Source organism: Phenylobacterium sp., from assembly GCF_016793285.1.
GTDB lineage: Bacteria > Pseudomonadota > Alphaproteobacteria > Caulobacterales > Caulobacteraceae > Phenylobacterium.
The window spans coordinates 1-18,514 of the sequence record NZ_JAEUMO010000018.1; the positions used below are offsets into that span (position 1 = coordinate 1).

21 protein-coding genes are annotated in these 18,514 nt (G+C 71.6%); 4 read left to right on the top strand and 17 right to left on the bottom strand.

Translation table 11 applies throughout. The features are described from left to right. Positions 1-335: 335 nt before the first annotated feature. Complete coding sequence (locus tag JNL41_RS02305) at positions 336-1,307, bottom strand: S8 family peptidase (RefSeq protein ID WP_293472653.1); 972 nt, start codon at positions 1,305-1,307, stop codon at positions 336-338. Further along, entirely contained in the window at positions 1,307-1,789 is a 483-nt protein-coding gene (locus JNL41_RS02310; protein WP_293472654.1) for a peroxiredoxin, read from the bottom strand. The genes JNL41_RS02305 and JNL41_RS02310 overlap by 1 nt, the downstream gene beginning before the upstream one ends. A gap of 126 nt (positions 1,790-1,915) precedes the next feature. Here JNL41_RS02310 and JNL41_RS02315 point away from each other — a divergent pair, with 126 nt between their 5' ends. Next, positions 1,916-2,479 carry a YqgE/AlgH family protein gene (locus JNL41_RS02315; RefSeq protein WP_293472655.1) on the top strand — a complete coding sequence of 188 codons (564 nt, stop codon included), beginning with the start codon at positions 1,916-1,918 and terminating at the stop codon, positions 2,477-2,479. Here JNL41_RS02315 and JNL41_RS02320 read toward each other — a convergent pair. The 5 genes from JNL41_RS02320 to JNL41_RS02340 all read right to left on the bottom strand — a co-directional run bounded on the left by JNL41_RS02320 (position 2,454) and on the right by JNL41_RS02340 (position 8,947). Then, positions 2,454-3,851, bottom strand: a complete 1,398-nt coding sequence (locus tag JNL41_RS02320; protein ID WP_293472656.1) for an efflux transporter outer membrane subunit — start codon at positions 3,849-3,851, stop codon at positions 2,454-2,456. The two genes, JNL41_RS02315 and JNL41_RS02320, sit on opposite strands and share 26 nt — an antisense overlap. After that, a complete protein-coding gene (locus JNL41_RS02325) occupies positions 3,848-4,927 on the bottom strand; it encodes an HlyD family secretion protein (RefSeq protein WP_293472657.1) in 1,080 nt (359 codons plus the stop codon). The genes JNL41_RS02320 and JNL41_RS02325 overlap by 4 nt, the downstream gene beginning before the upstream one ends. Next, complete coding sequence (locus JNL41_RS02330; protein ID WP_293472658.1) at positions 4,924-6,516, bottom strand: MFS transporter; 1,593 nt, start codon at positions 6,514-6,516, stop codon at positions 4,924-4,926. The genes JNL41_RS02325 and JNL41_RS02330 overlap by 4 nt, the downstream gene beginning before the upstream one ends. Before the next feature lie 121 nt (positions 6,517-6,637). Then, positions 6,638-8,296 carry a bifunctional diguanylate cyclase/phosphodiesterase gene (locus tag JNL41_RS02335; protein WP_293472659.1) on the bottom strand — a complete coding sequence of 553 codons (1,659 nt, stop codon included), beginning with the start codon at positions 8,294-8,296 and terminating at the stop codon, positions 6,638-6,640. A gap of 39 nt (positions 8,297-8,335) precedes the next feature. Then, positions 8,336-8,947: a GNAT family protein gene (locus JNL41_RS02340; protein WP_293472660.1), complete on the bottom strand. Its 612-nt coding sequence runs from the start codon at positions 8,945-8,947 to the stop codon at positions 8,336-8,338. A gap of 195 nt (positions 8,948-9,142) precedes the next feature. Here JNL41_RS02340 and JNL41_RS02345 point away from each other — a divergent pair, with 195 nt between their 5' ends. From JNL41_RS02345 to JNL41_RS02355, 3 genes are read left to right on the top strand one after another with little or no spacing between them, the layout of a single operon-like run. Next, positions 9,143-10,369, top strand: coding sequence for an acyltransferase family protein (locus JNL41_RS02345; protein ID WP_293472661.1), 1,227 nt, complete (start codon positions 9,143-9,145; stop codon positions 10,367-10,369). Further along, positions 10,366-10,989 carry a hypothetical protein gene (locus JNL41_RS02350; RefSeq protein WP_293472662.1) on the top strand — a complete coding sequence of 208 codons (624 nt, stop codon included), beginning with the start codon at positions 10,366-10,368 and terminating at the stop codon, positions 10,987-10,989. The genes JNL41_RS02345 and JNL41_RS02350 overlap by 4 nt, the downstream gene beginning before the upstream one ends. After that, a complete protein-coding gene (locus JNL41_RS02355; protein ID WP_293472663.1) occupies positions 10,989-11,300 on the top strand; it encodes a transcriptional regulator in 312 nt (103 codons plus the stop codon). Before JNL41_RS02350 ends, JNL41_RS02355 begins: the two co-directional genes overlap by 1 nt. Before the next feature lie 9 nt (positions 11,301-11,309). Here the strand turns inward: JNL41_RS02355 and JNL41_RS02360 are convergent, their stop codons facing one another. The 10 genes from JNL41_RS02360 to JNL41_RS02405 form a co-directional block, all read right to left on the bottom strand. Then, positions 11,310-12,572, bottom strand: coding sequence for a pitrilysin family protein (locus tag JNL41_RS02360; protein WP_293472664.1), 1,263 nt, complete (start codon positions 12,570-12,572; stop codon positions 11,310-11,312). Positions 12,573-12,575: 3 nt separating this feature from the next. Beyond that, a complete protein-coding gene (gene thrC, locus JNL41_RS02365; protein WP_293472665.1) occupies positions 12,576-13,964 on the bottom strand; it encodes a threonine synthase in 1,389 nt (462 codons plus the stop codon). Further along, the gene (locus tag JNL41_RS02370; RefSeq protein ID WP_293472666.1) at positions 13,964-14,686 is read right to left on the bottom strand and encodes an SURF1 family cytochrome oxidase biogenesis protein; all 723 of its coding nucleotides are present in this window, start codon (positions 14,684-14,686) and stop codon (positions 13,964-13,966) included. The genes thrC and JNL41_RS02370 overlap by 1 nt, the downstream gene beginning before the upstream one ends. Then, positions 14,676-15,035, bottom strand: coding sequence for a DUF983 domain-containing protein (locus JNL41_RS02375; protein WP_293472667.1), 360 nt, complete (start codon positions 15,033-15,035; stop codon positions 14,676-14,678). The genes JNL41_RS02370 and JNL41_RS02375 overlap by 11 nt, the downstream gene beginning before the upstream one ends. 11 nt (positions 15,036-15,046) lie before the next feature. Continuing rightward, positions 15,047-15,916: a cytochrome c oxidase subunit 3 gene (locus tag JNL41_RS02380; RefSeq protein ID WP_293472668.1), complete on the bottom strand. Its 870-nt coding sequence runs from the start codon at positions 15,914-15,916 to the stop codon at positions 15,047-15,049. 223 nt (positions 15,917-16,139) lie between these two features. Further along, positions 16,140-16,748 (bottom strand): cytochrome c oxidase assembly protein, encoded by a 609-nt coding sequence (locus JNL41_RS02385; RefSeq protein ID WP_293472669.1) that lies wholly within the window; start codon positions 16,746-16,748, stop codon positions 16,140-16,142. After that, positions 16,726-16,878: a hypothetical protein gene (locus tag JNL41_RS02390; RefSeq protein ID WP_293472670.1), complete on the bottom strand. Its 153-nt coding sequence runs from the start codon at positions 16,876-16,878 to the stop codon at positions 16,726-16,728. Before JNL41_RS02390 ends, JNL41_RS02385 begins: the two co-directional genes overlap by 23 nt. Further along, a complete protein-coding gene (cyoE, locus tag JNL41_RS02395) occupies positions 16,879-17,847 on the bottom strand; it encodes a heme o synthase (protein ID WP_293472671.1) in 969 nt (322 codons plus the stop codon). 32 nt (positions 17,848-17,879) lie between these two features. Beyond that, positions 17,880-18,224, bottom strand: coding sequence for a hypothetical protein (locus JNL41_RS02400; protein WP_293472672.1), 345 nt, complete (start codon positions 18,222-18,224; stop codon positions 17,880-17,882). A gap of 160 nt (positions 18,225-18,384) precedes the next feature. Further along, the coding region (locus tag JNL41_RS02405) for a hypothetical protein (RefSeq protein WP_293472673.1) at positions 18,385-18,514 on the bottom strand (130 nt) is incomplete at its 5' end.

An 18,514-nucleotide genomic window follows, 5' to 3' on the forward strand; every position in this document is an offset into this window, starting at 1 on the left:
CGCGGTCGAGACCGCCGTGCGCAAGATCGGCAAGAGCTACGCCAGGGCCGAGGCCCTCCTCGACCCCGAACGCCGCCCCAAGGGCCGCGCCGCCCTCCTCGCCGGCTCGGCCCCCTTGCGCCTGACGGACACGTCCTGACCGGGCGGCCTGACGGGGCGTCCTGCCTCTCCCGCTCGTCGCCACTCCCCCCGAACGTCATGGCCGGGCCTGTCCCGGCCATCCAGAAGCACCGATCCCGACCAAGCTCGCAGCGGCGCCCGCCGCGGGCCGCTTCCGCACGTCTGCACGTCTGGATGGCCGGGACAGGCCCGGCCATGACGTTCACTGGGGGCCCTCAGCCGCCGAAGGCGCGGGCCACCTCCAGGACGCCACGGCCGTAGACCTCGTCCACGCCGGCCGGGCCTTCGTCGCGCGCCGTGGCCAGCAGGCGCTGGATCAGGTCGCGACCGCTGGTCTGCGGCCAGGCCTCCATCATCAGCGCCAGGGCGCCGGCGACGTAGGAGGTCGAGAACGAGGTGCCCGAGACCAGCTTGCACTTGCCCGTGCAGTCGGTCAGCACCCACTCGCCCGGCGCGGCGACGAACCAGGTCTTCACCTGTCCCGCCCGGTTCGACCAACTGGTGATCATGCCGTAGTAGCTCGACGCCCCCGCCACGACGATCGCGCCCTGGTAGCGCGGGTCGATGGCGTATCGCGCGGGCCAACTGGGGTCGGGTCCGTTGCGGTTGCCCGCGGCGATCACCACCACCGCGCCGCCGTCCACCAGCCGCTGCAACGACGCCTCGAACCGCGCGCCCAGCGGCTTGCCGTGCTGCAGCGGCAGCACCACGATCCGCGCCTTCTGCTCGGCCGCATAGTCCAGCGCGCGGGCCAGGTCGCTGGGCTTGAAGGCGCAAGCGCCTCCCTCGCCGCCGCCGTCCACGTCGGCCCGGATCTCGATGACGGTGGCGTTGTAGGCCACGCCCACCATGCCGCGCCCGTCCAGCGCCGAGGCCAGCGGCCCCGCCACATAGCTCGCGTGCCGGTCGATCACCGGCATGGTGCGGCCCTCGACCACGTCGCGAGAGCGCCGGGAGACGTTGCGCATCAGTTCGCGCTGGGCCTGGCTCAGCCCGCAGTCGACCAGAGCGACGGTCACGCCCTTGCCGCTGAGGCCCGCGTCGTAGGCCGCCCGCGCCCCGATGGCCTCGACGCCCCAGCTCTTCCTGTACTCGTCCGAGTTCACGCGGGGTCCCTTCGCGCCGGCCACGGCGGGCGCGAACGCCATCGTCGCCGCGAGGACGAGACCGAGACCCCGCGCCGTCATCAGAGCTGCGCCAGCATGTAGTCGGCGGCGGAGACCTTGAATTCGCCGCCCTGCTCGACGTTGAGCTCCTTCACCACGCCGTCCTTCACCACCATGGAATAGCGCTGCGAGCGCGGGCCCATGCCGAAGCGGCTGCCGTCCAGCTCCAGGCCCACGGCCTTGGTGAAGTCGCCGTTGCCGTCGGCCAGCATGACGATGTCCTCGCCGACCGCCTGGTCCTCGCCCCAGGCGCGCATCACGAACGCGTCGTTCACCGACAGGCAGGCGATGGCGTCGACGCCCTTGCCCTTCAGGTCGGGCGCGTGCTGCTTGAAGCCCGGCAGGTGCTTGGCCGAGCAGGTCGGCGTGAAGGCGCCCGGCACCGCGAACAGCGCCACGGTCCTGCCCTTGAAGAAGTCGTCGGTGCTGACCGGCTTCGGCCCTTCGGCCGTCGCCTGGGTGAGGGTCATGCTGGGAAGCTTGTCGCCAACCTTGATGGTCATTCTCGGTCTCCTTCGAAAGGTTCGGAGCGCAGATAACCGGGAAAGCCGTCCGGCGGCGACCAGGATTTCTCGGATACGGCCGCTGCGCCCTTGAAGTCGCCACGTTCCCGCAGAATCCTGAGCGGGATGGAAGGCGCCTTCCTCAACGGCCAGATGCTCATCGCCATGCCCGGGATCGGCGATCCCCGGTTCGAGCGGTCGCTCATCCTCGTCTGCGCGCACGACGCCGACCACGCCATGGGCATCGCGGTCAACCGGCCCCTGGACGGCCTGACGGTGCCCGACCTGATGCAGCGGCTGGAGATCGGCGTCACCGCCGAGCTGGGCGACGACCTGGTGCTCATGGGCGGGCCCGTGGAGATCGAGCGCGGCTTCGTGCTCCACACCGACGACTATCACGCCGAACACAGCCTCGACGTCGAGGGCGGGCTGGCGCTCACCGCCACCCGCGAGGTGCTGGAGGCGATGGGCAGCCACAACCGCCAGCCCCGGCGCGCGATCCTGGCCCTGGGCTACGCCGGCTGGGGCGCGGGGCAACTGGAGAACGAACTCCGCCACAATGTCTGGCTGACCTGCCCGGCCGACGAGGATCTCGTCTTCGACGACGACTACGGGAGCAAGTGGACCCGCGCCCTCGCCAAGCTGCGGATCGACCCCAAGTTCCTCAGCGCGGAGGGCGGTCGGGCGTAGCCGCCGACCAGCCGCCGCCCAGCGCCTGGTAGAGCGAGACCGCCGCGTTCAGCCGGTCGGCCCGCACCTGGACCAGCAGGAGCTCCGCCGCCAGCAGCCCGCGCTGCGCCTCCAGTTGGTCGAGGTAGGGCGAATAGCCCGCCCGGTAGCGGCTCTCCGCCAGCCGGTAGGCTTCGGCGAGCGCCATGCGCTGCGCGGTGACCTCCCGCTCCTGCTCGGCCGTCCGCTGCGTGGCGGCCAGCGCGTCCTCCACCTCGCGGAACGCGTTCAGCGCCGTCTTGCGATAGGCGAACGCGGCCTGGTCGCGCCGGGCCACGGCCGCGTCCTGCTGGGCCCGCAGCCGGCCGGTGTCGAAGATCGGGGCCAGCACGCTGCCGCCCAGCGAGAAGACGCCGATCTCGTCGCTCAGCAGGTTCGAGGCGACGTAGCCGCCACTGGCGGTGAGCTGGACGTTCGGCAGGAAGGCCGCGCGCGCCGCGTCCAGCGACCGGTCGGCGCCGGCCAGCACATGTTCGGCCTGCGCCACGTCGGGCCGCCGCCGCAGCAGCGCCGACGGCACGCCGGCCGGGATCGCAGGGCCGGTCAGCGCCGCCAGCGCCGCGCCCCGCGCGATCGCCCGCGGATTGTCGCCCAGCAGCAGGCTGAGCCCGCCCTCCTGCCGCCGGATCGCCAGTTCCACCACCGGGATCTGCTGGGCCGTGGCGCGGGTGTCGGCCTCGGCCTGCCGCAGGTCGAGCTGGGTCCCGTAGCCCGCCTCGGCGCGACGGCGGATCAGCTTCAGCGCGGCCTCGCGCGCCGTCACCGTCTCGCGCAGCACCACGAGCCGCGCATCGAGCCCGCGCAGCGTGATGTAGCCGCCGGCGGCCGATGCGGCGACGGCGAGGCGGACGTTGTCGCGCGCCGCCTCGGTGGCCAGCAGGGCCTCGCGCGCCGCGCCGCTCGTCGCCGCCAGGCGGCCGAAGAGGTCGGTATCGTAGGCGGCCTGCGCCACCGCCCGGCCCGCGGTCTGCGCCTGGGGCGCGCCGAACGCGCTGACGTCGCGCTGCCGGCCGCCGCTGGCGGCGATCGCGAAGCTGGGCCACCGCTGCGCCTCGGCGAGGCGGAACTGCGCCCGCGCCTCGGCCACCCGGCCCGCCGCGATCGCGATGTCGGTGTTGTTGCTCAGCGCGCGATCGACCACCGCGGTCAGGCTGTCGTCGGCGAACGCCGCCCACCAGCGCGCATCCACGCCCGCGGCTTCGCCGGGCGCCGCGTCGCGCCAGGCCTGCGGCGCCGTGACCGCTGCGGCCGGCGGGGGCGGCGCGCGCGGCCCCGCGCAGGCGGCCAGGGCGGTCAGCGCGGCGATGGCGGCGATGGCGGCGAGGCGCCTCAACGGTGGCTCCGCGTGTCCACCCGCGCCGTCACCGACATGCCGGGCCGCAGCCGCGCGGCCATCGGCTGGTCGGGGTCGATCGCGATGCGCACGCCGATCCGCTGCGGCACCTTCACGAAGTTGCCCGTCGCGTTGTCCGGCTTCAGCACCGAGAACTCCGAGCCGGCGGCCGGGGAGATCCGCTCGACGTAGCCGTGCAGCTTCGCACCGTCCAGCGCGTCCACCGTGAAGGTCACCGGCTGGCCGACGGCCATCTTCGCCGTCTGCGCCTCCTTGAAGTTGGCGATCACCCAGCGGTCGCGCGGGATCAGCGACATCAACTGCACCCCGTTGGTCACGTACTGGCCCAGCCGGGCGCCCACCTCGCCCAGTTGGCCGGCCTCGGGCGCGCGGATCACCGTATGCTCGACGTCGACCTCCGCGGCGGCGAGCGCCGCACGGGCCGACTGCACATTGGCCTCCAGCCCGCCACGGCCGACGTCCACGGTGCGGACGTCCTGGCGGGCGATCTCGCTGGCGGCCAGCGCCTGGCGCACCTGGGCCTCGGCCTGGCGGAGCGCGGCGCGTGTCTGGTCCTGCTCGCGCACCGAGACCGAGCCGTCGCGCACGAGGTCGTCGGCGCGGGACATGTCGGCGCGGGCGCGCGTCAGTTGCGCCCGCGCGCTGGCGAGGGCCGCGGCCTGGCCCTCCAGGCCCGCCGAACGCGAGGCGCGCGCCTGCTGGCTGTTGGCGAGCGCGGCCTCCGCGGCGGCCACGGCCGCCCGCGCCTGCGCGAGCCGCGCCTGGTAGCCGCGGTCGTCGACGTCGGCCAGCACCTGGCCCGCGCTGACGGTCTGATAGTCCTTCACCGCCACATAGGTCACGTAGCCGCTGACCTGCGGCGCGATCACGGTCGTGCGGCCGCGGACGTAGGCGTTGTCCGTGGTCTCGCTCCCGCGGCCGAACGGCGTCAGGCGCCAGACGCTCAGCACCGCGACGACCGCGACGATCCCCGCCAGGACGGCGGCCACGACGACCAGGGGGCGCTGCTGCGACGGCCTCCAGGCCGGGCGCGGGGCGGCGTCGATCTCGGTCATGCAGCAGGCTCCGCGGCTGCCGCGCGCCGGCGGCGGATCGTGTTGAAGACGATGATGTATGCGACGTACACGACCGTGAGTAGCGCCAGCAGGGCCACGAGCCGGAATGTGTCGTTGAACGCCAGGATGTTGGCCTCGCGCGCGATCGCCTGGCCCAGGAGGCCGCCACCCTGTACGCCGCGCGCCAGCGGATCGACCACCACGCCCGACAGCGACGAGGCGCCCGCCTGGATCCGCGCCGCCACCTGCGGGTCGAAGGCGTTGACGTGCTCGGAGAGCGCCGCGGCGTGCGCCCGCGCGGCGATCGTCTGATAGGTGCCCAGCAGCGCCGATCCGGCCAGGCCGCCGAGGTTCTGGGTCATGCTGAACACCACCACGAACGTCACGAGATGGTCGCCGCCGCGCGCCACCATGCGCTGGAAGCCGTAGAGCATGGCCGGGCCGAGGAAGAGCGTCGTGCCGAACCCGATCATCGCCTGGCTCAGGTAGAGCTGCCCGGGCCGGGTCAGGTTGTTCGCATGGCTGTCGAGCCAGGCCGCGATCCCGATGATCGCGGCCGCCGCCAGCACCTGGTAGGGGATCCGGCGCTCCGACAGGGTGAGCGCGGCGACCACCATGCCCAGGGCCATCGCGCCGCCGACGACGGCGAACAGCGTCCGGAGCTGGTCGTTGTTGAGGCCGCCCGAAGTGAGCAGGCCCACCGAGCCATAGGTCTGTTCGGCCAGCGCCACGCGCACGAGGACCGCCACGGCGGCGAAGCGCATCATGTCGACCGTGCCGATCCACCGCGTCTGCAGCAGCGGCCGGGCGCGGTAGTGCTCGATGACCGCGACGGCCATGAGCAGCGGGATCGCCCCCGCCAGGGCCCAGCCGAGCCACGGCGTGTCGGTCCACCACAGCACCCGCCCCAGCGACAGCACGCCGCACAGCAGCAGCATGCCCGGAATCGTCAGCCCGATGGTCAGGAAGTCCAGCCGCTCGAACACCCGGCTCCGGTCGCTCGGCGGCAGCCGGACCACCGTCGTCACCGCCAGCGCCGCCAGCGCCACGCCCAGTTCCATCAGGTGCAGGCCGCGTCCGTGGTCGGCGACCACCAGCTCCACCGGCGTCATCCGCGCCAGCACCGGACCCAGTTGCGACAGGCTGATGCCGAAGATCAGCGCGAGTGGCCGCACCTTCGCGGGGAACGCCTGCAGGAAGCCGTAGACCGTCATCGTCGCGAGCGCCGCGGCCGCCATGCCGGCGGCCGCCCGCGTCAGGGCCGCGACGGCGAACGTCGGCCAGGCGAGCTGCAGCCCGGCCGCCAGGGCATAGGCCACCAGCAGCACGGCGGTCACCCGCGGCACGCCGAACTGCGTCCGGGCCTTCACGAGGCTGAGGTTCGCGGTGGCGTTGAACGCGATGTAGATCGCCGGAAGCCAGGCCAGTTGGGCGCTGTAGAGTCCCAGCGGCCCGGCCAGACTGGGCGCGTTGACCGTCACCAGGGCGTTGCCGAACGACGCGGTCAGGCCGGTCAGGACCGCCATGCCGGCATAGGCCAGGCGCCGGGCGCCGGTGTGCTGGGGCGAATACAGCGAGCCCGGGAACATCGGCCGTTCCTCGGGCGCAAACTCATAACTCGTGCTGCCGGCGCCCAACGAACCCGTCCCCGCTCTCCGCACCGACTTTAGGCGCGCGGCGTCACGGATCAATCATGGCGCTGTTATGCGCTCAGCCCCGCGCCTTCACCGGGGCGGCGCCGTCGACGTAGCTTTCGTTGAGGTAGACCTCGGCCTCCTGGGCGCTGAGCGCCGGCGCGTAGCCGAAGCCCTGGCCGTAGTCGCACCCCAGCGAGAGCAGGTGGCGGGCCATGCCGGCGTTCTCGACGCCCTCGGCCACGACCTCCATCGCCAGGTCCTGGCCCAGCTTCACCACCGACGACACGATCTTCGCCGAGCCCTCGTTGGTGGCCATGGTGCGCACGAAGTAGCGGTCGATCTTCAGCGTGTCGAAGGGCAGCCGCGTCAGGTAGCTCAGCGACGAGAAGCCGGTGCCGAAGTCGTCCAGCGCCAGCGCCGCGCCCGCCGAGCGCAGGGTCTTGAGGATCACGGCCGCGCGATCCGGATCGCGCATGACGTCGCCCTCGGTCACCTCCAGCTTCAGCGCCCCGGGCGGCAGGTCGGTGTCGCGGCGGATCTGCTCGACGTCGGCCACCAGGTCGGGCCGGTCGATCTCGCCGGTCGACAGGTTCACCGCGACGGTCAGCTCGCCCGCGGCGCGGTGGCGCTTGCGCCAGGTCGACAGTTGCGTCGACGCCTCGCGCATCATCATCGCGCCGAGGTCGGCCATCAGGCCCATTTCGTCCAGCAGCGGCAGGAACTGCTCGGGCATCAGCAGGCCCCGGCGCGGGTGGCGCCAGCGCACCAGCGCCTCGAAGCCCGACAGCGCGCCCGTCGAGAGCCGCACGATCGGCTGGTAGAACGGCGTCAGCTCGCCCCGGCGCAGCGCGCCCTTGAGGTCGCCCTCGAGCGCCAGGCGGGACAGGCCGTCGGTCTCGAGTCCGCGGCCATACGCGGCGGCGCCGCCGCGGCCGTTGGACTTGGCGGCTTCCACGGCGAGCTCGGCGCGGCGCAGGAGTTCGGCCGCGTCGGGCGCGTCCTCGCCTCCGCTCGCCTCGACGGCGCCGATGGAGAGCGTGGGGTGGATGTCGAAGCCGGCGACGCGGAGCGGCTGCTCCAGGGCGCGGCGCAGGCTCTCGGCGCCCGGCGAGACGCCGGCGGGCGCGAGCGCGGCGAACTCGTCCTCGCCGATGCGGGCCAGCAGAGCGCCGGGCGGGAAGGCCGCGGCCAGGCGAGAGCCCAGCGCCGCCAGCACCAGGTCGGCGCGCTCGTGGCCCAGCGCCTCGTTCAGGCGGCGCAGGCGGTCGAGGTCGGCCACGATCAGCTCGTGCTGGCCGGGCGAGGCGAGGCGCTCGCGCGCGACGGTGATGAAGCTCTTGCGGTCGGCCAGGCCGGTCAGGTGGTCGACGCCCGAGGCCGCGAACCTGACCTCGGCGGCGATCACGCCCGCCGCACGGACGCCTTCCTCCAGCCAGACGCCGCGCCAGACGCAGGGCTCGCCGCCGCGCATCCGCAGGCGCACCGCCACTTCGCCGCCCGGTTCCTGGACGCGCAGGATGTCCTCGGCCACGGCGCGGTCCTGCGGCAGGGCCAGGGCGCGCAGGGCGGCGGACGAACAGTCGGGCGCGAGCGGGCCGAGACCCATCGCGCGCGTGGCGCCGGTCAGCCGCAGGCGGTCCTTCTCCGGCTCCCAGACCCAAAGCGCGACTTCCGCCGCGCCCAGGGCCTCCAGAGTGGCCGTGGCGTCCCACATCCAACGGTCGTTGGCCATTCGGTCCTGAGTTCGAGCCCGTGTCCCGGGCGGCGGTCCCTAGACCGACACCCCCGCGTCCGGCCCGTCGAGATCCCGGTAGGGACTCAGTCGGCCGAACAGCACATGGTCTCGCCAGCCGCCGTTAATTTTAAGATAAGCCTGAGCAAATCCTTCCTCGGCGAATCCCGCCTTTTTGAGAAGCGTGCGGGACGGCGCATTCTCCGGAATGCAGGCGGCTTCGAGCCGGTGCAGGGCCAGGGTCCGGAAGGCGAATTCGCACAAGGCCCTGACCGCCGCCAGCGTCAGGCCCTGGCGCGTGTAGGACTTGCCGCACCAGTAGCCCACCGACCCCATCTGCGCGACGCCACGCCGCACGTTCGACAGCGTGATGCCGCCGCTCAGCGCCTCGTCCGAGGCGCGGAACACGAAGAACGGATAGGCGACCCCCGCCTCGCGGTCCCGGGCGTAAGCCAGGAGCCGTCGCCGGAACGCCGCCCGGGAAAGGTCGTCCGCCGGCCAGGTCGGCTCCCACGGCTGCAGGAACGCCCGGCTCGCCGCCCTCACCTCGCGCCACTCGGCGTAGTCCGACGCCCGCGGCGGACGCAGGCGCACGCCGTCGCCTTCGACTCGAAGGCCGCTCTCGGGCGCGATCCAGTCCAGCAGGGCCATGGCGGCGAGCGTCGCGCAATTCGCGCAACGGTCAAGAGGCCAGGAATTTCGCTGCTCGCAGACTAGTTTACATCATAGACTAGTTGATCTACATGTCAGTTCGACGACGGCTCCCAAGCCCCGTCGTTCGAGCAACCTCCGCCGGGCGCGGGAGCGACCGCGTCCGGCGCCTCTTCGAGAGAGTGGAGAAGGTCCATGAGCCCGGCTTCCGAACGCCTGCACGGCCTGGATGCGGTGCGCGGCTACGCCCTGATGCTGGGCGTCGTGTTCCACGCGACGATGTCGTTCCTCCCCGGCCCGCAGGTCTGGGTGCTGAAGGACTCGGAGTCCTCGATGGCGCTCTCGGCCCTGTTCTTCGCGTCGCACACGTTCCGGATGACGACCTTCTTCCTGATCGCCGGCTTCTTCGCCCACATGAGCTTCGGCAAGAAGGGCGCACGCGCCTTCATCCGCGACCGGGCCCTGCGCATCGCGCTGCCGCTGGTGATCTTCTGGCCGCTGGTGATCGCCGGGATCATCGGGGGCGCGGTCTACGCCATCTACGTCGCCACCGGCCAGATCCCCACGTCGCCGCCGCCCACGCCGGCCGCCTCGGGCGCGGCGCCGGCGCTCGCCTTCCCCCTGACGCACCTGTGGTTCCTGTACGCCCTCCTGATCCTCTACGCGGCGACCCTCGCCGTGCGCGGCGTCGTGGCGAAGCTGGACGCCGGCGGGGGCTTCCGCGCCCGGGTCGACCGGGTGGTCGCGGGTCTGCTCGGGAGCCCGCTGGCGCCGCTCGTCCTGGCGCTGCCGGCGGCCGGGCTCTTCTACGCGCGGCCCGACTGGCTAGTGTTCTTCGGCGTGCCGACACCCGACCAGAGCCTCATCCCCAACTCGGCGGCCGCCGTCCAGTTCGGACTCGCGTTCGGGCTGGGCTGGCTCCTTCACCGCCAGATGGGCCTGCTTTCCGAGATGCAGAAGCGCTGGCCGCTGAACCTGGCCGTCGCCCTCGCCCTGACCGTCGCCCTGCTGGCCCAGATGGGCGTGGCCCCGGTCGTGACCCCCGACAAGCCCGGCCTGCTCAAGGCCTTCCACGCCCTCGCCTACGCGCTGGCGATCTGGACGTGGACCTTCGCCGTCATCGGACTGGCGCTGAGGTTCCTGTCCGACCACAGCCCGGCGCGGCGCTACATCGCCGACTCGTCGTACTGGATCTACATCGTGCATCTGCCGCTCGTGATCTTCCTGCAGGCGTGGCTCTCGCGCCTCGACTGGCCGGCGCTGGCCAAGTTCGGCGTCGTCCTGGCGATCGGATTCGCCCTGATGTTCGCCAGCTACGAACTCCTCGTCCGCCACACCTTCCTCGGCCGCCTGCTCAACGGCCGCCGGGTCCCCTGGCGCGCGCCCAGGCCCGCCGCGAGCCGGATGGAGACGGCGCGATGAACCGCAAGACCGCCCAGGACGACCTGGCCTTCATGCGCGCGCTCGTGGAGGCGCCCGGCAACTTCCAGCGCTCGTTCGGCGAAGCCTACTTCGCCGCCGGCCTCTGCTACGGCGTCCAGATGCTGGCCCACGCGGCCCAGGCGCTGGGCTGGCTGCCGGACGCGGGCCTGCCCTCGCTGGTCATCGGCATCGGCCCGACCTTCGTCTTCATCGCCCTGCTGAGCTGGATCATCGTGCGCGAGCAGCGCGCCGGCCGCCCGGCGGGCGGGGCGATCGCCCGGGCCATCGCCGCGGTCCTCAGCTCGATCGGCATCGCCAACCTGGTGCTGATCTTCGTGATCGGCCTCGTCGCCTGGCGCGAGCGGAGCCTCACGATCTGGCTGATCTATCCCTGCACGGTGATGGTGCTGCAGGGCACGGCCTGGATGGTGATCTGGGCGCTGCGGCGCCGAGCCTGGTTCGCCGTCGTCGCCTTCGGCTGGTTCCTGACCGCGGGCGCCATGGCGGTGGGCGTGGCCTACGCGAACTTCGCGCTGTTCATCGGCGCGGGCGGCCTCGGCTTCATCGCCTTCATGCTGGCGCCCGGCCTCGTCCTGATGCGTCAGGCCCGGACGGTCTGATGGGGCCCCGCTTCGACATCGGCAAGATCGACGATGTCATCCACGGCCGCCTGCGGCTGGGGGTCATGGCCTATCTGGCCAACGCGGAAGTGGCCGACTTCAACGAGCTGAAGTCCGTCCTGGACGTCACCCAGGGCAACCTCTCCGTCCAGTTGCGCAAGCTGGAGGAGGCGGCCTACGTCACCATCGAGAAGGGGTTCCTGGGCCGCAAACCCCGCACCCAGGTCCGCATCACCCCCACAGGCCGCAAGGCCTTCGCCGCCTACCTCGACGCGCTCAGCAAGGTGATCGGCCAGAATCCGGCAGCCTGATCCGGCGGCCTAGGCCGTCAGCGCTTCGTGGAAGACGTCGGCCGCGGCCAGCGCGGCCTTCGGGCCGAGGATCGCGACGGCCGCCTTGCGCGGCGCGAGGATCTTCGCGGTCAGCGCCGCGAGCTGCTCCGCCGTCACGGCGTCGACCTCGGCGACCACGTCCTGCGGGTCGAGCGTCCGGCCGAACAGCAGCACCTGGCCGGCCGCCTGCTCGGCGCGCGCCAGCGCCGACTCGCGGCCCATGAACATCGCGCCCTTCAACTGCGCCTTCGCCCGGGCCAGCTCGGCCGCGCCCACCGGCTCGGTCAGCGCACGCAGCTCGGCCACGGTCACCTGCGCCAGTTCGGCCGCGTCCTTGGCGTCGCAACCGGCGAAGACGCCCAGCGCGCCGGTGTCGGCGTAGGTCTCGGAATAGGCGTCGATGGCGTAGGCCAGCCCGCGCTTCTCCCGCGCCTCCTGGAACAGCCGCGACGCCATCCCGCCGCCCAGGATCTCGGCCAGGAGGCGCAGCGCGAAGTAGTCCGGATTCATGACCCCCACGGCCGGCAGCAGCAGCACGACGTTGGCCTGCTCCAGCCGCTTGGCGAGCGTGCGCACGCCGCCCACGAACGCCGCCGGCTGCGCATCGCCGACGCCCGGCGCGCCGGGGCCGCCGAAGTCGCGCTCGGCCAGCTTCAGGAGCTCGTCCTCGTCCACCGCGCCGGCGGCGCTGACCACCAGGCCGTCGGGTGCGTAGAGGGCCGCGCGCCAGGCGCCCAGGGTCTCGGGCGTCGCACGCCGGATCGAGCCGGTCGTCCCCAGGATCGGGCGGCCCAGCGGCTGGCCGTCGAACGCAGCGTCCTGCGCCAGCTCGAACACCAGGTCGTCGGGCGTGTCGGCCGCCTCGGCGATCTCCTGGCCCACCACCTGCTTCTCCCGCGCGAGATCGCCGGCGTCCATCGTCGGGCGCTGCACGAGATCGGCGATCACGGCCGAGCCGAGGTCCAGCCCGTCCTTCAGCGCACGGACCTGGAAGCTGGTGCGCTCGTAGCCGGTGGCGGCGTTGATGTGGCCGCCCTCGGCCTCGATCGCCTCGACGATGTCCCGCGCGGAACGCCCGCCCGCTCCCTTGAACACCATGTGCTCGAGCAGGTGCGACCAGCCCGAGCGGCCTTCGTCCTCGAACCGCGCGCCGCGCCCGGCCACCACCGACAACGCCACCGTCTGCCAGCCCGGCAGCGGGTCGCAGACCACGCGGACGCCGTTGCCCAGCGTATGGACTCTCGGGGCCAAGCCTCAGCCTTCCGCGAAGGCGCGGACGTAGGCCTTGATGGTGTCCGCCTCGGCGGGAAGGCGGTCGAACCGCTCCTTGCGGCCCGCGAGGTCGGCCGCGCCGCGCGGCGCCTGCGGCGTCACGCCAGAGGCCTTCGCCACGTCTTCCGGGAACTTGGCCGGATGCGCGGTGGAGAGCACGACGGTCGGGCCGTCGAGCCTGACGTGGGTCAGCGCCGCGACGGCGACGGCGGTGTGGGGGTCGATCAGCTCGCCGGTTTCGTTCAGCGTCGAGACGATGGTCTTCACGGTCTCGTCCTCGCCGATCGCGACGCCGGTGAAGGTCGCCTGCATGGCCGAGAGCGCGCCGGGCGGGATGTCGATGACCCCGGCCTTGGCGAAGGCCTCGAAGGCGCGGGCGGTGTCGGTGGCGTTGCGCTGCACACCCTCGAAATAGAGCCGCTCGAAGTTGGACGCCGACTGGATGTCCATCGCCGGCGACAGCGTCGCCTGCACCGTGCCCCGCGAATAGCGGCCGTCGGCGAAGGCGCGCGCCAGGATGTCGTTCGAGTTGGTGGCCACCACGATCCGCTTCACCGGCAGGCCCATCTGCATGGCCACGAAGCCCGCGAAGGCGTCGCCGAAGTTGCCCGATGGGACGACGAAGTTGACGGCCCGGTCCGGCGCGCCCAGCGCCGCGGCGGTGGTGAAGTAGTAGACGGCCTGCGCGGCGATGCGTGCGAAGTTGATCGAGTTCACCGCCGCGAGGTCGACGGCCTGGCGCAGCACCGGGTCCTGGAAGGCGTCCTTCAGGATCGCCTGGCAGTCGTCGAAGGTGCCCTGCACCGAGACGCAGGCGATGTTGGCCTCGGGCGCGGTGGTCATGTAGCGCCGCTGGACCTCGCTGATCCGGCCCTCCGGGAACATGGCCACCACGCGCACGTTCTTCGCGCCGCGGAACGCCTCGACGGCCGCGCCGCCGGTGTCGCCCGACGTCGCGCACAGGATCGTCTGCCTGCGCTTCTGCTGGCCCAGGAAATGGTCGTAGAGCCGGGCCAGGATCTGCATCGCCACGTCCTTGAAGGCGAGGCTGGGCCCGTGGAACAGTTCGGCGATGAAGGTCTGCGGCCCGATCTGCGTCATCGGGACCACGGCCTTGTGGCTGAAGGTGGCGTAGGCCTCTTCGCACATGGCCGCCAGGTCGGCCGGCGCGATCTCGTCGCCCGCGAACTTGCCCAGCACGGCGGCGGCGACCCTGGCGTAGGGCTGGCCCGCGAACGCCGCGAGTTCGGCCTTGGTGAAGGTCGGCCACGCTTCGGGCACGTAGAGGCCGCCGTCGGGCGCGAGCCCGCCCAGCACCGCGTCGGTGAAGCCGACCGAAGGGGCCCGGCCGCGGGTGGAGACGTAGCGCATCAGGCCTTCCGCCGTTTCAGGAGCAGGGCGGCATAGACGCCGAGCAGGGCCGCCGCAAGGCCGTACCAGGTGAGCGCGTACTCCAGGTGCCGGTTCGGGATGTCGGCCGGGATCGGCGCCGGGACCAGCGCCTTCCACTCCGGATTGCTGGAGGTCTCCGCCATCAGGAACAGCGGCGCGGGCTCCGGCGCCTTCAGCGCCGCGGCCATGGCGGCGACGTCGCGCGTGTACCAGCGCTCGGGGGTGTTCTGCGGCGAGAACAGGTTGCCCGTCTCGGGTTTGCGCAGCACGCCGAAGATGGCCATCGGCGCCGTGGCGGCCGCGTCGACCGGGGGTCGCGCCGAGACCGTGTCGGCCACGAAGCCGCGGTCCACCAGGATGCTCCCGGACCGCCCGCCCGCCACGCGGCACGCCGAGATCAGCCGCGAGCCCGCCTGGCCGTCGCGCACGGAGTACAGTTCGAGATAGGGCGCGCTCGCGAGGCCCGCGCACACGGCCTCGACACGCGTGAAGTCGCCGTCGCCGCCGTTGGAAACGCGAGCCAGCACGGTGTCCAGCGCCTGGGGCTCGGCCGCCTGCAGCGCCGCGATCCGCGCCAGCAGATCCTCTTTCCAGCGCAGCCGCTGGACCTGCCAGGTCCCCAGCGCCATCAGGATGGCGAAAGCGATCGCGGTCGCCACCGTCAGCCCCACCGGAAAACGCCGGTGCGCCTCAGTCGTCATGGCGCGCTTCGGCCGCCCGGTTCATGAACTGCGCCGCCAGCATCACGCCCTTCAGCGGTCGCATCAGCCCCAGCGACACGATGAGCGTCAGCGGCAGCCACAGGATCAGATGCACCCATATCGGCGGGTGGATGGTGAATTCCGTGATCAGCGCGGCGAAGCCGACGCCGAAGCCGGCGATCAGGATGATGAAGACCGCCGGGCCGTCGCCCGAATCCGCCTTGGCGAAGTCGTAGCCGCAGACCTCGCAGGCCGGCGCCACCTTCAGGAAACCGTCGAAGAGGAAGCCCTCTCCGCAGTTGGGGCAGCGTCCGGCCAGCCCCGAAAGCAGCGGATTGGGCTCGCTCACACGGGTCGCCGCTAGTGCCCGGCCCCGCCGAAGATCACGTAGATGAAGGCGAACAGGAAGAGCCACACCACGTCGACGAAGTGCCAGTACCAGGCCGCCGCCTCGAAGCCGAAGTGCTGCCTCGGCGAGAAGCCGGTGCCCATCAGGCGGGCCAGGCAGACGATCAGGAAGATGGTGCCCACCAGCACGTGGAAGCCGTGGAAGCCGGTGGCCATGATGAACGACGAACCGTAGAGGCCCGAGTTCTCCTTGCCTTCGCCGAAGAAGTAGTGGTGGCCGAAGATGTGGCTGTACTCGTAGGCCTGGATCGCCGTGAACAGGATGCCCAGGGCGACGGTCAGCGCGAGCCCGATCTTGGCGCTCCGGCGGTCGCCCTGCTGCAGCGCGTGGTGCGCCCAGGTGACCGTCGTGCCCGAGAGCAGCAGGGTCAGCGTATTGACCAGCGGCAGTTGGAAGGCCGGGACCGTCTCGACGCCCGCGGGCGGGAAGGTCTTCCACGCCTCGGCCACCTCGCTGATCGGCGCCAGCGTGCGGTTGCCGTGGAACAGGGCCATCTCGAAGAAGATCCAGAACCACGCGACGAAGAACATCACCTCCGAGGCGATGAACAGCACCATGCCGTAGCGCAGGCCGATCGAAACCACCGGGGTATGGTCGCCCTCGTTGGCTTCCTTCACCACGTCGGACCACCAGCCCACCATGGTGAAGAGCACGCCGGCGAGGCCGGCGAAGAACAGCCACGACGTGTGCTGCGGCTGGCCGAACAGGCCCTTCATCCACATCACGCCACCCATGGCCATCACCGTCGCCGCGATCGAGCCGACCAGCGGCCACGGGCTCGGATTGACCAGGTGGTAGTCGTGCTTCACGCCGGCGGCCATCGCGCTCTCAACCCCTTAGATAAACCCCCGCACGAGACAGAGTCGCGCGCAGTCCTAGCTGCGGGACGCTATAGCCCTGCCCAGAAGGGTTCGCCAAGGGGGAATGGGGCCGAAAAAGCCCCATGTCCGCGCCCGCCGCGTCACCCGGTTGTCCTCCCGGGCTCCGCCGGCGCGCAGCCGGCATGCTCCCCGGGGGCGGACGCCGCCGGGTCCGGGGGCCGCCTCAGCCTATTTTGGCGGGCTTCTTCGGGGCGGCCTCGGCCTGCGCCTTGCCGTCGATGGCCGGGAAGAAGGTGTAGCTCAGGGTCACCTCGGGCTTGCCTCTGGTGTTCAGGTCCTGGGCGTACTTCGGGTCGATGAAATAGAGCACGGGCATCTCGACCGTGGCCCTCGGCGCGATCGTCTGGTCCGAGAAGCAGAAGCACTCGAGCTTCTGGAAGTAGGGTCCCGCCTGCTCGGGCACGACGTTGTAGACGGCGCGCGCGGTGATCGGCTTGTCCGAGTTGTTGGTCACCTTGAAGAAGGCGATCTTCGTCTCGCCGATCTTCGCGGTCTGCGCCGTCTGCACGGCGCTGAAGCTCCAGGGCAGGTCGCGGACGTTGGCGTCGAAGCGGATGGTCAGCGTCTTGTCGAGCACGTGGGCCGACGCCTGCTCGGCGCGCCGCGTGGCCCCGTCGAAGCCGGTCACCTGGCAGAACAGCTTGTAGAGCGGCACCGCCGCGTAGGCCGCGCCGATCATGCCGAAGAAGGCCGTCGCGCAGATGATGGCGACGCGCTTGTTCCGCGCCTTCTGGTCGATGGCGGACGGATCAGAGGGGCCGGTGGAGGACATCGGATCCCATGTTCACGATGGTGACGACATAGACGAGGATCACGAACACGGCGAGGCCCACGGCGATCGCGATGTTGCGGCCGCGGCGCGCCCTGCGGAAATCCTCGCCCTCGAGGTTCGGGTCGCTCATCTAGAGGAACTCCAGCGGCTTCAGGCCCGCGAGGTGCTCGCCCAGCAGGGTGGCGAACATGAGAGCCAGGTACAGGATCGAGAAGGCGAACAGGTTGCGCGCGTCGCGGGCCCCGGCGCGGACGTCGTAGAGCCCGTCGTCGTTGCGCGGATCGGCCGCCTCGCCCGCATGGCTGCGGAACAGCCGCCAGGCCAGCAGCAGGAACACCAGCCCGCCCAGCGATGAGACGCCCAGGTAGGCCGCGCCGCCCAGGCCGGTGAAGGCGGGCGCCACGCAAACCGGGATCAGCAGCAGGCTGTAGACCAGGATCTGCGCGCGGGTGGACTTCGCGCCCTTCACCACCGGCATCATCGGCACGCCGGCCTTGGCGTAGTCCTCGGACGTGTAGAGCGACAGCGCCCAGAAGTGCGGCGGCGTCCACATGAAGATGATGGCGCAGAGCAGCCAGGCGTTCAGCGGCGCCGTGCCCGTGGCGGCGGCCCAGCCGATCACCGGCGGCAGCGCGCCGGCCAGCCCGCCGATGACGATGTTCTGCGCCGTCCAGCGCTTCAGCCACATCGTGTAGACGACGGCGTAGAAGACGATGGTGAAGGCGAGCAGCCCGGCGGCGAACCAGTTCACGCCCACGCCCATCAGCATCACCGACAGCAGCGAGAGCACGATACCCAGCGCCAGGGCGTCGGCGCCCTGCACCCGGCCCGCCGGCACCGGGCGGCCCCGTGTGCGGCGCATCGCGGCGTCGATGTCGGCGTCGTACCACATGTTGAGCGCGCCGCTGGCTCCGGCGCCCACGGCGATGCAGAGGATCGCGACCGCGCCCAGGATGGGGTTCAGGTGCTCGGGCGCGCAGACGAGCCCCGTCAGCGCCGTGAAAACCACGAGCGACATCACGCGCGGCTTCAGGAGTTGCAGGAAGTCCTGCCAGCGCGCCGGCGCGCGAACGGAGGTTGGGGCCGTAGCCATGGCCATCGACGATACACCTGAATGCGGGGTGGCGCTCTCTAGCGCAGATGGGGGCCCCGGCGAAAGGCGTCGATGAGGACCGCGACGAAAAAGACCTGCGCCGCGAGGACCAGTCCGTAGCCGGCGCCGGCCACGACGGTCCAAGCGCGGAAGGCCGCCGCGATATCCGCGGCGCCGGCCGGGAGCACACCGAAGGCCAGGATCGTGATCGCCGGCGTCAGTAAGATCACGCCGAGCGTCGTCATAGCGAAGTGTAGCCCGCCCAGCACACGCCGATATCGTCCGCGTTGGAGCCGCTCGAGCGCGAAGTAGGCCACCGCAAACACGGTCGCCGCGCCGCCAATCACCGCAAAGAAGAGCAGATGCGCCCTGACGTAGAACATGTCGGCGAGAGCGTCGCTCGCGTCATGGCCCGAGGTGGATGGGACGCCGTCGCGGGTTCGCAGCCAGGTGGTCAGCGCCAGAACGACGAAGCCGGCCGCCCACCAGAAGGAAATCCTTCCGAAGAGCGACCGGCTCCAGAGCTTGGTCAGGATCAGGCCCTTAGTGGTGCGCGTCGGGCTTGATGACCGGCAGTTCGTTGAACTGGTGGAACGGCGGCGGCGAGCTCAGCGTCCACTCCAGCGTCGTGGCGCCCTCGCCCCACGGGTTGGCTTCGGCCTTGCGGCGACGG

Bases quoted from the DNA above. Each gene is read 5' to 3' on its own strand.
- JNL41_RS02355 (WP_293472663.1), top strand. From the start codon at position 10,989: ATGGGGCCCCGCTTCGACATCGGCAAGATCGACGATGTCATCCACGGC.
- JNL41_RS02390 (WP_293472670.1), bottom strand. From the start codon at position 16,878: ATGAGCGACCCGAACCTCGAGGGCGAGGATTTCCGCAGGGCGCGCCGC.
- JNL41_RS02335 (WP_293472659.1), bottom strand. From the start codon at position 8,296: ATGGCCAACGACCGTTGGATGTGGGACGCCACGGCCACTCTGGAGGCC.
- thrC (WP_293472665.1), bottom strand. From the start codon at position 13,964: ATGCGCTACGTCTCCACCCGCGGCCGGGCCCCTTCGGTCGGCTTCACC.
- JNL41_RS02400 (WP_293472672.1), bottom strand. From the start codon at position 18,224: ATGTTCTACGTCAGGGCGCATCTGCTCTTCTTTGCGGTGATTGGCGGC.
- JNL41_RS02385 (WP_293472669.1), bottom strand. From the start codon at position 16,748: ATGTCCTCCACCGGCCCCTCTGATCCGTCCGCCATCGACCAGAAGGCG.
- cyoE (WP_293472671.1), bottom strand. From the start codon at position 17,847: ATGGCCATGGCTACGGCCCCAACCTCCGTTCGCGCGCCGGCGCGCTGG.
- JNL41_RS02305 (WP_293472653.1), bottom strand. From the start codon at position 1,307: ATGACGGCGCGGGGTCTCGGTCTCGTCCTCGCGGCGACGATGGCGTTC.
- JNL41_RS02350 (WP_293472662.1), top strand. From the start codon at position 10,366: ATGAACCGCAAGACCGCCCAGGACGACCTGGCCTTCATGCGCGCGCTC.
- JNL41_RS02310 (WP_293472654.1), bottom strand. From the start codon at position 1,789: ATGACCATCAAGGTTGGCGACAAGCTTCCCAGCATGACCCTCACCCAG.
- JNL41_RS02325 (WP_293472657.1), bottom strand. From the start codon at position 4,927: ATGACCGAGATCGACGCCGCCCCGCGCCCGGCCTGGAGGCCGTCGCAG.
- JNL41_RS02330 (WP_293472658.1), bottom strand. From the start codon at position 6,516: ATGTTCCCGGGCTCGCTGTATTCGCCCCAGCACACCGGCGCCCGGCGC.
- JNL41_RS02370 (WP_293472666.1), bottom strand. From the start codon at position 14,686: ATGACGACTGAGGCGCACCGGCGTTTTCCGGTGGGGCTGACGGTGGCG.
- JNL41_RS02315 (WP_293472655.1), top strand. From the start codon at position 1,916: ATGGAAGGCGCCTTCCTCAACGGCCAGATGCTCATCGCCATGCCCGGG.
- JNL41_RS02380 (WP_293472668.1), bottom strand. From the start codon at position 15,916: ATGGCCGCCGGCGTGAAGCACGACTACCACCTGGTCAATCCGAGCCCG.
- JNL41_RS02340 (WP_293472660.1), bottom strand. From the start codon at position 8,947: ATGGCCCTGCTGGACTGGATCGCGCCCGAGAGCGGCCTTCGAGTCGAA.
- JNL41_RS02345 (WP_293472661.1), top strand. From the start codon at position 9,143: ATGAGCCCGGCTTCCGAACGCCTGCACGGCCTGGATGCGGTGCGCGGC.